Consider the following 14,093-nt stretch of genomic DNA (forward strand, 5'->3'; position numbering starts at 1 on the left):
GTTTTGACCATGAATATTGTAAACTTCATCAATCGCTTTCCGGACGAATCGTCTTGTATTGAATTCATTAAGAATCAAAGGCTTCAGCAAGGAGTAATCTGTAAAAGGTGTTCCTTTATCAAGCATTATTGGCTTGAAAACAAGAAATCTTTCCAGTGCTCTGCCTGTAGTTTCCGAACAAGTATCAAGAGCGGAACCGTGATGGAGAACAGCAATCTCCCAATTCGCATAGGGACGCTTGCCATAACGTTCATATCAGTCACCAAGAAGGGTTTCAGTGCAGCAGAACTACAAAGACAACTTGGTTTAAAGCGATATGAAACTGTCTTTAGGATGTACCATAAAATTAGGGTAGTAATGGGAAAACGGGATAATATTTACAGACTTGAGGATATGGTTGAATATGATGAAGCCTTTGTTGGAAAGGCGATCAATAATAGAACCAAGGGCAAACTTAAACGAGGAAGGGGAAGCCAAAAACGGTCAAAAGTGGCTGTTATGGCTGAATCAACCGTACTGGAGGATCCTGACTCGGGTAAACTTAACAAGATCTGTAGATATTTCAAGATGAAGAAGATAAAGAACTTAGAGGCTAAAACAGCACAGCTTTTATTCAAGGAATTCATTGATGAAAATACTGTACTTCAAACAGATAAGAGTACCACCTTCTCAGATCTGAGTGATTGTATTGATGTTCATGTCAGAGAAATCTCTGGAACCAATGAAGGCAATTTCAACCTCAAATGGGTTCATATAGCCATTAGTAACTTAAAGAAACACTTGCAAACATACCACATGATATCAGAAAGGATGATGCAGAACTATCTTGATGAATTCTGTTACAAACTCAACAGAAGATATTTCGGTCAAAAACTATTTGACAGGCTTATTATTGCTTCTATTTATCCATACTGGCATGATTGCGGATAATCATTTTAAATAAAACTCATTTCGCTTCCTTTATAAAGGGCTATTCAACTTGCTTGATATATATAAGGAACTTGATTGTTTAGGTCAATAGCGATTTATAAGAGTTTCTTTTACCAGATCAATAATTAAAATGTTAACTTTAACTTCAGTCAATACTGGATAGAAAGCAAATAGGCAAACTAATCTAAATATAATTCCATTTATAGACGTATGAACTATTATTGTATTCTTTATTTTCTACGAGTCTTATCTCTTCCAGATGAATTTCCTTATTTAAAAATAGATGCTGAAAATTTTTTAATGTTTTCAAAGGAAACGAGTCATTATTTTTAAATTGATTCATGAAATCACCTTCAGAATTTCTATTAAGCAATGGATTTATTCGAACTTTTACAAGAGCAACTCTACCTTCTTTATCTTCATAATTAAGATTAGGGTTTTTCTTGTAATTTGCGGTAGCTATAAATCTCCCAGGGTTATCAGCAGCTATTTCCTTCTCAACTTCTTCAACTTTAACTATTTTATAACAACCTTTTATCATTGCATCACGCGATGCGAGATATGTATATTTTGTTGAGTCGTAATAATTTGGTGTTTTATCTAAATAATATAAATCTTGTGGTGAAATATTATCTATATCAATTGGTCGCACCCAAACTCCATTAAAGTAATACTCTGTTTGTCCATCAATTATTCTGCTTGGGAATTTACTCCAATCCATCATATTATTTAATTTTTAGATAATTGTTTGAAATTAAGGATCTTCACGTTTTTCTTTCTAAATCTATTAAGAATCTCAAGTATACTTCCTGATATCATTGGTAATAATAAAGAATTACAAGTTGTTTTTTACAATAGAATAAGCTTTATTTAAACTATTCTTTTTCATAAACATATTTATTTTCTTTAAAAATGTCAAAATTATTTAGACCATTCCTATCTCCTGAGACTTTTGGAGACTACACAACAATTTTATTCACAGTCGGAATTTTTATTTACTTTATCATTGAGGTTATCAGGTTTAATAGAAAAATTGGTAAGTTAAAAAGTGAATTAAAAAACTTAGACATTAATGATCAAGTCAAGCTTGAGAACTCTTCTACCTTATCAGGAGTCTGGATAAGCTATAAATCTTCTTTTGGTTTTGGTGATCTAAATAAAACTACAGAAGACGCAAGAGATTATTTTAATGAATATAATTTGATTTTAAATAACTCGAACTTTAGATACTATTTAACATTACCTAATATTTTTGTTGGTCTTGGTATACTTGGAACGTTCGTAGGTCTTGTCTACGGTATTTCTTCTTTTGATAATCTTAGCGATTCCAGTGTAATTAAGGAGAGTATTTCAGTATTGCTATCAGGTATGGGTACAGCTTTCTACACTTCAATTGTTGGGATGTTCTTTTCAATATTTTTTAATATCATAGAGAAGAAACAATTCTACAAAACATTTAGAAAAATTAAGCAAATCTCAAATGAACTCAACAACACATATAGAATTTCAAAGATAGAATTAGAACAGCAAAATCATAAGTCTTTGGTGAAGGTTTTAAGTGAAGTGTTTTCTTATACATCCTCCGAGGGGGTTCAAGTGCCGCCAAACATGGTTTTTTATACTTTAGACCAAGAGCTAAAAGAGCAATCAAGAGCTCTAAAAAGCTTTTCAACAGATTTAGCGAATAGTTTGGAGGCAATGTCTACTATCATCATGGAAGAGTTTGATCAATCATTTCAACGAGTTTTTCAAGAAACCTTACTTCCTGTTATTGAAAAGTTAGATAAAGCAGTTGAAGCACTTAAAAATGAAAAATCATCAACAAATGAAAATTTAATTAATTCAACAATTGAAGCATTGAAAAAAACAATGCAAGCTATGATGGAAGACTTTAAAGATACTCTTTCAGGCTCTGCAAAAAATGAAATTGATAATATGTTAAAGGTTTTAAATGCGTCTTCAACAGCTTTAATTTCATTGCCACATCAGCTTGGTAAGATTGAAGATGTACTTGATGAAACGATAAGAACATTTAAAGATATTTCGGATAAAACGCTAAGAAATACTGAAACGCAAGAACAAGAGCATGCCAAATCCAGGACTAAACTAAACGAGACTACAAATGAAGTTTTAGATAAAGCAAATAGAATGATAGAGTCAGCAGATAATTTTATTGGGGATTTTGTGAAAGAAGCTGGCAATTTAACTGAGGCCATTAAAGAATATCACCATTTAATTAGTTCGCTAAAGGATACGGCTTCAAGTATAAATCAAACTACTGATAAGCTTAATCGATCAGTAGAATTAATTGATCAGTACTCCAATAAATCCATTGAATCCAATAAACTCCTGACTGAGAATTTTGAAAATCAACTTGCCCAGATCACTCGAATGAATAGTGAGCATGTTGAAAGTTATAACAAGATCAAGGAATCTTTGGGGACTGTTTTTGACGGAATAGAGGAAGGTTTAACAACGTACAGAGATCATACTGTTGAAAGTCTCAATACTTATTTAGGAGAATTTTCAGAAAAATTAGCAAAAGCTTCTAATGCTCTTTCTGGTAGTATATCTGAATTAAATGAAGGTCTTGATGGACTCAATGATTTTTTAGGTAGAGTAAAAAGATAAAAATGAGTAAGAATATAGAAATCAGAGAAGAGGAAAATCCATTTGCCTTATCCATCGGTGATATAATGGCTGCGCTCTTGTTAGTATTTGTACTTATTCTATCCTCAATACTTTTAGAGCTTGAGGAAATGAAAGAAAAACAAAACGAGGTTATTACGGAATACAAAGATTTAAAGAGACAAATATATGAGAAGCTAAATGAAGAATTCAAAGATGATCTTGATGGTTGGAGAGCTGAATTAGATAGCTCTAATCTTGCTTTCAGATTTAAGGAGCCGGACATTTTATTTGCTACCGGTAGTTCAGTACTCAAACCTGATTTTAAAGGGATCTTGGCTGACTTTTTTCCACGATATATTACTGTTTTAAGATCAGAAGAATTTCTAAGTAATATTGAAGAAATAAGAATTGAGGGACATACTTCAAGTGAGTGGGTATTTAATGCATCTGAAGACTTTGCATACTTTGAGAATATGCGACTTTCACAAGATAGAACGCGTACTACTTTAGAATTTACTTTAAATCAAATTCTTGATGAAGAATCAAAGGCTTGGACAAAATCATTAATCACAGCGAATGGACTTTCATCAAGCCAATTGATATATAATAATTTTGGTGAAGAAGATCAGGAAGCTTCCAGGAGAGTTGAATTTAGGGTTAGGACAGATGCTGAAAAGAAAATAGATGAGCTTTTAAAAAATATTGAAAATAAATAATGGATCGTCTATTTAATCAGTTTGAGAAATTTAAAAAACTATCGAGCTCTGACTTCAAAAAATTCAAGGTCTATGATATAACAAAAGATCGGATCAGAGATGCTAATAAAGAGTTGGATGAAATAATTTTTAATTCCAGTGCAAGTGATTTACCTAATCGAGATATGTTCGATTTAGTCTTAATTGAGTTTTTTAACGAGGAAGGAAGAGAGGATTTTTTTTCAAATACTTCAATGACAAAAAAACTTTGTTGGATATTAGATTATAGCAACAGGCGATACGATAGATCCATTATTGAAAGTGGTTTATTGACCACTGCATTAGACTTGATTGATAAAAAGTTTACTCCTTCAATGTATTCTGGGTTAATAAACATTCTTTTTTCCAACTGGACAGATCCGAAAATTGAAAGGTTAAGAAAGTATATCCAGATAAAACTTAGCCTTGAAACGAATCAACGAAGCAAAGTATTATTCTTTCAAAATCATCTTCACTTTTTCTCTTTCTTTGAAGGCCCTGAAAAATGGGCCACACATGTGCTCAACGGAAAGCATGTTAATGTCATAAGCTTTTTTGAAAATAATCCAGCAGTAGATTACTTAAAACGAACCGAGTACTTCAAAATATTTGTAATATCATTATACGAGAGTATACTGAAACAAAATGTTATAGGAGATAGGTACAAATGGCAGACTTTCATTGAATTTGCGCAGGAGTATTTTGAGCCAAGCTTAATCAAATATTTAATCGCTTTAGAGATTTTTCATTTTAGAAATCAGATTTCTGATGGAAGTTTAAAAGATAGAATCAAAAATAGGGCTATATCAGTTATTGGAGATCCTATTAAAAAAAGTAATTGGTTACTTGAGCATCATTTACTAACTCCACAGAGAAAGCACGTGGTCAATGAAGTAAGAAATATTTTGAATCATTGGATAAACGAAACGTTAATCAACCTTTTCTTCTCAAAGGTAGTAGACGATTATGATAGGAGAAGTTTTTGGAAACAGTACATAGATAAAATGGTAAGCGTGGATATTTTTTTAAGGAGTAATTCACTTTATGGGATTCTAACCGATGAAAGAGTTAAAGATGGTCTTGAAAGTAGATTTGGTGTTTTAAATTCTGGAGGGAATACCAATAGTATTTTAATTTTCACTATCGATAGGTTCAGATTTGTATTGTCTGGTAGCATCGCTGGAGGTGCACTATATGTTCATCCAGAAGGAAGTCCTTATTTCCCTAACATCGAAGGATTAAAAATAGATACAAATATGTGGGGTTATAAACTTCGGTCTATCAATAAAAATGAGTTGGTGCACAGTCATTTACCAAGTTTGATTGAACAAACTGAATATTCATTTTACCCTAATAATGAAGGGAGAATGGTGCATACAGGAAATTGGAAATCAAGATTAAAAAGGTGGATGGACAAAAAAATAGGATAGTTTATGGTTATAAGCACATTTTTAAAATCAGAAATAAGACCACTGCAAACGAGTGTTTTAGAGGACTTAGTGCAAGATGGGTTAGTCTCAGAGAATGATCATGCTTTTACTGTCTCTTTAGATCAAGTGTTAAAGATAAACGATATTGATCGAAAGGCACTTGAAATACCATTATCTGTTCCTTACTTAATTTATGTTTTTTCGAAAGGGAGTTTGAATGAATCTGATTTCAGGTTCCAATGGGATTTTAGAAAGAAGGAAGATCAGAAGCCCGTTCTATTCAAGATATCCAATCATCTGATTTCAATTGAAGGATCAAATTATATTGTCAACCACTTCCAATATACGGCAATTAATATTTTAAAAAAACATGAAGAATCTGCTGAAAATGACTTTAATAATAATCTTGAGTTATTAGGGAAACTAAAATCCTTATCTCAGCTTGATGAAGATTCTAAAATCATAATCTTTGATAAATACTTAACTCATGAAAATGTTCTGGTAGCGCAAGATATCAGACTCGATATCAAAGAAAATAGTGATGGATCAGTTAATATTTTACCATCTGTTAATGATGATTCTGATGTGAGTTTTCAGAAAGCATTTGACATCTTTCCAAAAGTTAAATCATTGTATAATGCACAAGTAGGAGATACAAGAGTAAGAATCTTGATTCCTGAAGCAAAACAAGAAAATCTTCAAGTACTCAAAAAAGATTACAGAAAAATTGAGGGCGAACTGAAGGATAGGGTTTTAAAAAACCCACAAGAGTTTTTTGATGATAGAGTTTTTGATTTGGATTTCTATTCCAAAAGGGTTTACGAGCTTGGTTATTATGAACCAAAGTTTTATCCTTTCATTAAGCCTTTTTCTACAGATTGGGTAAATGGAATAACAATAGAAGAGGCATCTGGAGAAAGACATGAATTGTTGGTTGAGAATGAAAAAGATTTCAATGACCTCAATGATAGTTTGAAAAACATAGAAGACTCAAATATTGATAAGATTGAGTTTAAAGGAAAGCAGATCCCTGTTCAGAATGCTATTTCGTTAAGAGATAGTTATATAGCAATTAAAGAAAAAAGAATAGACAAAAACGGCTTTAGAGATAGTCAGGGAAGAAAGGTTTTGATAATTCATGAAAATATAGATGAAGTTGCATTTCAGGACAATAAACTATCTGAGATAGAACATGTCCTTGAGCATCCTAAGCGATTAAAATCTGATATTAAGATAATGGATCATCAAAAGGAGGGAATCGCTTGGTTACAATCTTTAAGTAAGTCAAGCAGTGGAGCTCTATTAGCAGATGATATGGGGTTAGGAAAAACTTTGCAAGTACTTTCTTTTTTAGATTGGACAATTGATTATCAGACATCAATAGGTACGAATAAACCAAATTTAATTGTAGCCCCAGTTACCTTACTTGAAAACTGGGAAAACGAACAACAAAAATTTTTCAACTCTTCAACTCGGGTAATTCGATACTTTGGAAAAGAAGCTAAATGGATTGACCTTGATGATCTTGATAAGTATGATATTATACTAAGTACTTATGAAACATTGAGAAGTAAGCAAATTATGATTGCAAAAGTACCGTGGTTCGCTGCGGTCCTTGACGAGGCTCAAAGAATTAAAACTCCAGGCACCATGGTCACCAATGCTGCAAAGGCATTAAATGTAGAGTTTAAAGTAGCAATGACTGGCACGCCTGTTGAGAATTCTTGGATGGACCTTTGGTGCATTACTGATTTCATAGCTTCCGGGTTATTAGGAAGTGCTAAAGATTTCAATAAAAAATACAATCAAAGTCTTAAAGATGAGGACACCAATATCAAAGAACTTGGTGATGACATTCGTTCTCAGTTAGGCATTTTTATCAAAAGAAGATTAAAAAGTCAAATCCTTAAAGATTTGCCCAAAAAAGATTCATTCTTTCTTCAAAGATTGATGCCCACCATTCAAGAGGCTGAATATCATAATGAATTGGAAGCATATAAATCAAATAAGAGCAAGAAGAACCAAATTTTATCAACAATCAATCGACTAAGAATGATCAGTGATCATCCTTACCTTTTAACTGCCGATCAATCGTTCATGGATTTTAGCACTGAAGATTTAATTAATTCATCAGCTAAACTTTTAGAAACTGTAAAGATTGTTGAAGACATAAGAAGTAAATCTGAGAAAGTCATACTTTTTTCCCATTTTGAAAAGGTTCAAAAAATCTTGCAGAAAGTAATTCTTGAATTTTTTGATTTACCTGTTAATGTGATAAATGGCCAAACCGCTACTGTAGATTCTTTGGGTAAAATGTCAAGGCAAAAGCTTATAGACAAATTTCAAATAAAAGAGGGCTTTAATGTGATAATCATGTCTCCAATTGCTGCAGGTTATGGACTGAATGTAACTGGTGCAAACCATGTAATTCATTACACAAGACATTGGAATCCAGCTAAAGAAAATCAAGCGACAGATAGAGTATATAGAATTGGTCAGGAAAAACCAGTATCCATTTACTACCCAATGGCAATTATGAGCGACAGGGAAACTTTTGATCAAAAGCTTGATAGTTTATTAAAAATGAAAAATCAACTCTCTGATGCGTCTCTTTACCCATCTGATGCCTGCGAGGTTAAGTTGTGGGAGTTTGAAGATTTGTTAGGATAAAGACTTACTTTTTTCACCCTGAAGAACTAAACAAGAAAAATTCTTGAAAGATATCTAACCAAAACCATCTTCTTACTTAAGAAATATTTCTGATTTAACAAGTCCTACAAAGCAGACTTCTTTGTAAGAGCTTGGTGAGTCTTCCAATTGGACTCTATCTTTAATTTATTTCAATTATTTTTTAGTTTGATAATTTAATGATATTCTTAAGACACAAGACACTTAATTTATGTAAATTAAATATCTGTGTTTGAGCTTTTTCTTTCCGAGAATGTAAAATTCTTTGGATCGATTAAAAAAGTAAGCTATTTTAAAACTTTAATTGGTAGTAATTAAAAAAAATCAAAGCTTTTCCTTTTTAAAATCAGTAATAAATGACTAAAACTACTATAAATACTTTTGCCGCAGGGGCACGCATTTCTACTCGTGGAGAGGATTTTTTAATTACAGGAATCACCGAAAATTATGATGGGTCGATGTTGTTAGATGCTGAGGGGATAAGTGAACTTGTTAAAGGGAAACGCTTTAAATTCGACACGAAGCTTGATGTAGATATTCAAGTTTTAGATCCTGCCAAAACCAAACTCGTAGCTGACACTGATTCAGGTTACAGAAGAACGAAGTTATTTTTGGAGACACAGCTGAGAAATAGTACTCATTATGGAGATAAAATCCATGTAGCTCATAAGGCGGCTTTTAATTTTTCGGAATATCAATTAGATCCAACCTTAAAAGCATTTAAGCTTCCTCGACCAAGACTCCTAATTGCAGATGGTGTTGGTTTGGGTAAGACCATAGAAGTAGGAATTTTTCTCGCTGAAATGATCAAAAGAGGTAAGGGGAAAAGAATAATGGTTCTTGCTTTGAAGTCGATCTTAGGTCAGTTTCAACAAGAGATATGGAATAGATTTGCCATTCCCTTGGTAAGATTAGACTCGCATGGAATAGCTCAGATTAGAGCAGAACTGCCAGCAAACAAAAATCCCTTTGAGTATTATGATAAGACAATTGTCTCAATTGATACGCTTAAGAACAATGCCAAATTTAGGCACTTTATAGAAAAATCCCGATGGGACATCATCGTAATCGATGAATGTCATACTGTAGCGAATAGTAACAGTCAGAGAGGTGATTTAGCCCAATTCCTTGCTACTCGCTGTGAATCTCTGATTCTGACTTCTGCAACTCCTCACAATGGTAAAAAAGAGACTTTTGCCAACTTGATCCAAATGATCGAGCCGACGGCAATTCCGAGGTCTGGAGAGTATGACAAATCAGATGTAGAACCTTATTATGTCAGGAGGTTCAAACAGCATATTTTGGATGATAAGGTTCGATCAAATTTTCAAGATAGAAGAATAGTACCTATACACTGCGAAATAACTCCTGAAGAAGAAGAGTTCTTGAATAAGCAGCAGAAGATCAAGTTTGAAGCGCTTAAGTCAATTCATCTTGAAACAGAGAAGAATCTATTTGACGAGAGTACAAGGAAAGAAAAAAGAGATCTACTTTTCTCCATAGGGCTATTTAAATCCTACATGTCATCTCCAAGCGCAGCTTTGGAGAGTATTAATAGGAGAATCGAGAAAATCAAAGAAAAGGGTAAATCGAGTGAAAATGCAAATGATAACATTCATCTCTTAGAGGATCTTCAAAGTGATCTGATTCATATTTTACACAACCAAAAGGATTCAAAATATCAAGCTTTCAAAGATAGGTTAATTGAATTAGGCTGGTCAGGTAGATCAAAAGATGAAAGAATTGTCGTATTCGCCGAACGAATTGATACCATAAAATATCTTTCTGAAAACTTGAAAAGGGACTTTGATCTGGATGATGAAAGTATTGAGACTTTCCATGGAGGTCTATCAGATATGGAACAGCAGGCTTTGGTAGAGGACTTCGGTAAGAAGGATTCTAAAATCAGAATACTTCTGACCTCTGATGCAGGCTCTCAGGGTGTCAATTTACATTACTACTGTAATACCATGTTCAATTATGATATTCCTTGGTCTCTTATTACGCTGGAACAAAGAAATGGTAGAATTGATCGATATGGGCAAACAGAAACGCCTGTCATCCATTATCTAATTGCTACATCTGATACTGAAGGACTGAGAACAGATTTTCATATTCTCGAGAATTTGACAAGAAAAGAAGAGGAAGTGTATAACAGCCTCGGAGATGCAGCTTCTGTATTCAAGCTTTATGATAGCAAGGCAGAAGAAGCTAAAGTCGAAGAAGCGATTATGGATCAAAATGAAGATTTTTTCTTTGGGTTTTCGGCTCCTGATGTTTCAGATGACGATTTATTTGGAGGAGGTTCAGATGTAACAAACAGTTTTGTAACTCCTGATCCCGTAGCTTCCGAACTATCGCTTTATGAATCAGATGGCTATTACTATAAAGATTTAATCGAACAGTTGAAAGCTGAAAGGCTGATGGGCTATGATGAAGCTGAATTTGTAGACTCTACTTACCTCGAAGTAAGAAATACGAAAGAATTGGACAGGGTTCTTTTTGACTTACCAAAAGAATCCAAGCCCTCTTTGAAAGATATTTATAGACTTTCTTTGGATAAAAATACAGTTCAAAACGCCATCGTTGAAGCCCGTAAAAAGAAGGGGGAATGGGCTAAGTTTCAGATGCTCTATGACCTACATCCTGTGATTCGGTTTTTGATGACAAAATTGGAAGCCTCCGTTGATAAGGAGGTAGCGCTGGTATCTCGTCATGGAAAGATTCCTGTTGGAACCGCATGGTTTGTGATTCATGGGCAAGTAAGTAATAACCTCGGACAGTCTGTTATTTCGGACTTTTTTGTGGTTCCTATGAAGCTTTCTGGAGGACTTCATAAGCAACCTTTATCACTACGAGACTTTATCAGTCAATTTGAGGTCAATCAAACTCTGCTGACACAGTATATAGACCAAGAACATTTGGACACACTTACAGAGATGCTGCCAGACGTAATTGACTTTGCTAAGCTGATGCATATGGATCAGAAGCAGCAGATCAAACAGCTGGAAATGGAAAAACAGTTGGCTGTGTATCAAGAGAAACTCAAAAATTGGGAAAAGTCAGCTCAAGATCACCTGGAATTGACTTTTGCAGATGTGCCACAGACGGGTTTCATAAGAAGACGAAAAGAGGATGAAATACGCTATGTAGAGACTATTTTCAGTCAATCCAGTCAATACTTTAAGGATTTGAATTCCCTTAATAATGAAGCTCACCTTAAAGTGATTGCAGCATTTTATAATCTTTAACTTTCTGAACCATGAACCCAGAAATAATCAAAGTTTACATCTCAGAATACAAAAGGGAATTCAGCCGGATCAATAGAGATGAAATATATAAATGGAAAGCTATCAAGCATTTTCAGGAGCATTTTGATTTAGAAGCTCCAGACCTTGCTTCCAACATTGAATTTTCCATGGATGAAGCTAAAAATCTGCTTGCTTCAGGTCAGTATTGGCCTAAAAGGATGTTGCGAAAAAATGCCGAATTAGCTCCTGATAGAGTCCGCGAAATGCTCCGCATTTTGTTCGATGAAGATTTTGATCTCGGTGAAAGGATTGAAAGTTTTAGAGCTGATTTTAAAATCTTGAATCAGGAGAACTTTGGTGATGACAATGATTATCAAGATCACAGGGCCTTATTAGTCTACCTGGTTTTGATGTATCCGGAAAGATACTTTTTGTACAAGTTTGGAATGTTTAAGGAATTTGCCCGATTAGTAGAATATCCTTACCAACCCAAAATAGGGAAAGTCGATAATCTTGGCCACTATCTCAGTCTTTGTGATTTGGTGAAGGAGTATATTGAAAAAGATCAGGAATTGCTCAGCATGCATGCCAGAAGATTGGATGATTCCTGTTACAGGGATATAGAATACCATGTGCTTACGCAGGATTTTATTTATGCAGTAGTCCGACACCTGAAAGAGCAAAGTATTGAAGTAGATCGAGAACCTCAATTTTCAGCAATCAATTTTTCTATAAATGACAGTGAAGATTTCAACCTTAAAAACACTGATCCAAGTTTTAAGGGTTCGACAGTCAACTATATCCAAAATGACATAGAGAATAAACGCACAGGCGATGCTGGAGAATTGTGGGTTCTTAATTATGAAAAGGCTTATCTGATCAATCAAGGTAAACCAAATCTTGCAAAAAAAATCAGACATGTTTCCAAAGATGTAGGTGATGGCTTAGGCTATGATATCCTTTCTTATTCCTTAGATGGGTCGGAAAAATATATTGAAGTAAAAACTACCAAGGCCAGTTTCTATAAAACCTTTTATGTCACCAATAATGAACTCGAATGGAGCAAACGAAATCCTGATCAATATTATCTGTACAGACTTTATGAATTCAAGGATAGTAGTTCTCAGGCAAAGCTTCAGATGATTAAAGGAGATCTATCTTCTATTTGTCAAATACCTGTCTCTTTTAAAGTGGATTTGGAAAGTCAATCATAATTATAAAAAAAACGAGGGTAATTTTTACCTTCGTTACTTAAACGAGGGTAAAAAATTGATAAATTTACTCTCGTTGATTCCTCAAGTGTAATCTTTACCCTCGTTCCCAAGTATGTTAAATAGAAAACAGCCATATAACGACCTTCCTTCTTTACCACCAAAAATTGATTTGGAGACTAAAAACATCTTGTTGAAAACTATTTCAGCAAGTAGGGCTTTGGCTCAACTGAATGGTGCTATTCGAAATTTGCCTAATCCTACACTTTTTTTAGATACGGTTCATTTGCAAGAAGCTAAGGCGAGTTCTGCCATAGAAAACATTATTACTACAAATGATGATCTGTATCAGGCCTTGATTGCGGATAAAAAATTTGATAATCCAGAAACCAAAGAGGTAATTAGGTATAAAGAAGCGCTTTGGTTGGGCTTGGAACGCTTAAAATCAAGGCCTTTCATCACAACCAATCTTTGTATAGAACTGGTCCAAACGATCAAAGGGAATACAGCGGGTATTAGAAACACTCCTGGAACTACTTTATCCAATGCAAACGGTGAGGTAGTGTATACTCCTCCATCAGGAGAAGAAGTCATCCGAGAGAAATTAGCAGCATGGGAAAGGTTTATTAATGAAGACGATGGAATTGATCCTTTGATCAAAATGGCACTCCTCCATTATCAATTTGAGGCAATTCACCCGTTTTCGGATGGTAATGGGCGTACGGGTAGGATTTTGTTACTGTTATTCCTCAAACAGACGGGACTACTCGATATTCCGGCAATTTATCTGAGTGAGTACATTATTCAGCATAAAAATGATTACTACAGGCTTTTAAGACAAGTCACAGAGAATCAAAACTGGGAAAATTTTATTCTTTACATGCTTGAAATGGTAGAAAAGACCGCCCATCATGGTTTAATCCGTCTTGAAAACGTCATCCAATTGATGGAAAATACCGCAGAGAAAATCCGAACTATATTACCTAAAGTTTATTCAAAAGACCTTGTAGAGATTATATTCAAACTACCATATACAAAAAGACAGACCTTGATAGATGGCGGATTAGGAACCCCAAAGACTGTCGGTAATTATCTACTTGCTTTGGAGAAAGAGGGATTCTTGACTTCAAAAAAAGTCGGTAAAGAAAAACTCTATATCAACGTTAAGTTGATGGAGATTTTAGAAAATAGTAATCTTAAGTAAAAAGCTAACAGCTC

The 14,093-nt window shown here is 34.1% G+C and carries 9 protein-coding genes; 8 read left to right on the forward strand and 1 reads right to left on the reverse strand.

Annotated features, from left to right (window positions below):
• Positions 1-9: 9 nt before the first annotated feature.
• Positions 10-930 (forward strand): IS1595 family transposase, encoded by a 921-nt coding sequence (locus MM236_RS01970; protein WP_241273250.1) that lies wholly within the window; start codon positions 10-12, stop codon positions 928-930.
• Positions 931-1,114: 184 nt separating this feature from the next.
• Here the strand turns inward: MM236_RS01970 and MM236_RS01975 are convergent, their stop codons facing one another.
• Positions 1,115-1,654, reverse strand: a complete 540-nt coding sequence (locus MM236_RS01975) for a hypothetical protein (protein ID WP_241273251.1) — start codon at positions 1,652-1,654, stop codon at positions 1,115-1,117.
• Positions 1,655-1,842: 188 nt separating this feature from the next.
• Here MM236_RS01975 and MM236_RS01980 point away from each other — a divergent pair, with 188 nt between their 5' ends.
• The 7 genes from MM236_RS01980 (at position 1,843) to MM236_RS02010 (ending at position 14,079) form a co-directional block, all read left to right on the forward strand.
• Positions 1,843-3,561: an anti-phage protein ZorA-like protein gene (locus MM236_RS01980; protein ID WP_241273252.1), complete on the forward strand. Its 1,719-nt coding sequence runs from the start codon at positions 1,843-1,845 to the stop codon at positions 3,559-3,561.
• A 2-nt stretch (positions 3,562-3,563) separates the two neighbouring features.
• Positions 3,564-4,277, forward strand: coding sequence for an OmpA family protein (locus tag MM236_RS01985; protein WP_241273253.1), 714 nt, complete (start codon positions 3,564-3,566; stop codon positions 4,275-4,277).
• On the forward strand, positions 4,277-5,725 hold the full coding sequence (locus MM236_RS01990; RefSeq protein WP_241273254.1) for an EH signature domain-containing protein: 1,449 nt from the start codon (positions 4,277-4,279) through the stop codon (positions 5,723-5,725). Before MM236_RS01985 ends, MM236_RS01990 begins: the two co-directional genes overlap by 1 nt.
• Positions 5,726-5,728: 3 nt before the next feature.
• Positions 5,729-8,395 (forward strand): DEAD/DEAH box helicase, encoded by a 2,667-nt coding sequence (locus MM236_RS01995; RefSeq protein ID WP_241273255.1) that lies wholly within the window; start codon positions 5,729-5,731, stop codon positions 8,393-8,395.
• 374 nt (positions 8,396-8,769) lie between these two features.
• Entirely contained in the window at positions 8,770-11,664 is a 2,895-nt protein-coding gene (locus MM236_RS02000; RefSeq protein WP_241273256.1) for a helicase-related protein, read from the forward strand.
• Between the two features lie 11 nt (positions 11,665-11,675).
• Positions 11,676-12,878, forward strand: a complete 1,203-nt coding sequence (locus tag MM236_RS02005; protein ID WP_241273257.1) for a protein NO VEIN domain-containing protein — start codon at positions 11,676-11,678, stop codon at positions 12,876-12,878.
• A 112-nt stretch (positions 12,879-12,990) separates the two neighbouring features.
• Complete coding sequence (locus tag MM236_RS02010) at positions 12,991-14,079, forward strand: Fic family protein (RefSeq protein WP_241273258.1); 1,089 nt, start codon at positions 12,991-12,993, stop codon at positions 14,077-14,079.
• The last annotated feature ends 14 nt before the right edge of the window (positions 14,080-14,093 follow it).

Origin of the sequence: Belliella calami (genome assembly GCF_022549695.1) — a bacterium.
In the GTDB taxonomy this organism is placed as follows: Bacteria; Bacteroidota; Bacteroidia; order Cytophagales; family Cyclobacteriaceae; genus Belliella; species Belliella calami.

Excerpts from the sequence above, each read along its gene's own strand:
- MM236_RS01970 (WP_241273250.1), top strand. The coding sequence starts at position 10 with ATGAATATTGTAAACTTCATCAATCGCTTTCCGGACGAATCGTCTTGT.
- MM236_RS01975 (WP_241273251.1), bottom strand. The coding sequence starts at position 1,654 with ATGATGGATTGGAGTAAATTCCCAAGCAGAATAATTGATGGACAAACA.
- MM236_RS01980 (WP_241273252.1), top strand. The coding sequence starts at position 1,843 with ATGTCAAAATTATTTAGACCATTCCTATCTCCTGAGACTTTTGGAGAC.
- MM236_RS01985 (WP_241273253.1), top strand. The coding sequence starts at position 3,564 with ATGAGTAAGAATATAGAAATCAGAGAAGAGGAAAATCCATTTGCCTTA.
- MM236_RS01990 (WP_241273254.1), top strand. The coding sequence starts at position 4,277 with ATGGATCGTCTATTTAATCAGTTTGAGAAATTTAAAAAACTATCGAGC.
- MM236_RS01995 (WP_241273255.1), top strand. The coding sequence starts at position 5,729 with ATGGTTATAAGCACATTTTTAAAATCAGAAATAAGACCACTGCAAACG.
- MM236_RS02000 (WP_241273256.1), top strand. The coding sequence starts at position 8,770 with ATGACTAAAACTACTATAAATACTTTTGCCGCAGGGGCACGCATTTCT.
- MM236_RS02005 (WP_241273257.1), top strand. The coding sequence starts at position 11,676 with ATGAACCCAGAAATAATCAAAGTTTACATCTCAGAATACAAAAGGGAA.
- MM236_RS02010 (WP_241273258.1), top strand. The coding sequence starts at position 12,991 with ATGTTAAATAGAAAACAGCCATATAACGACCTTCCTTCTTTACCACCA.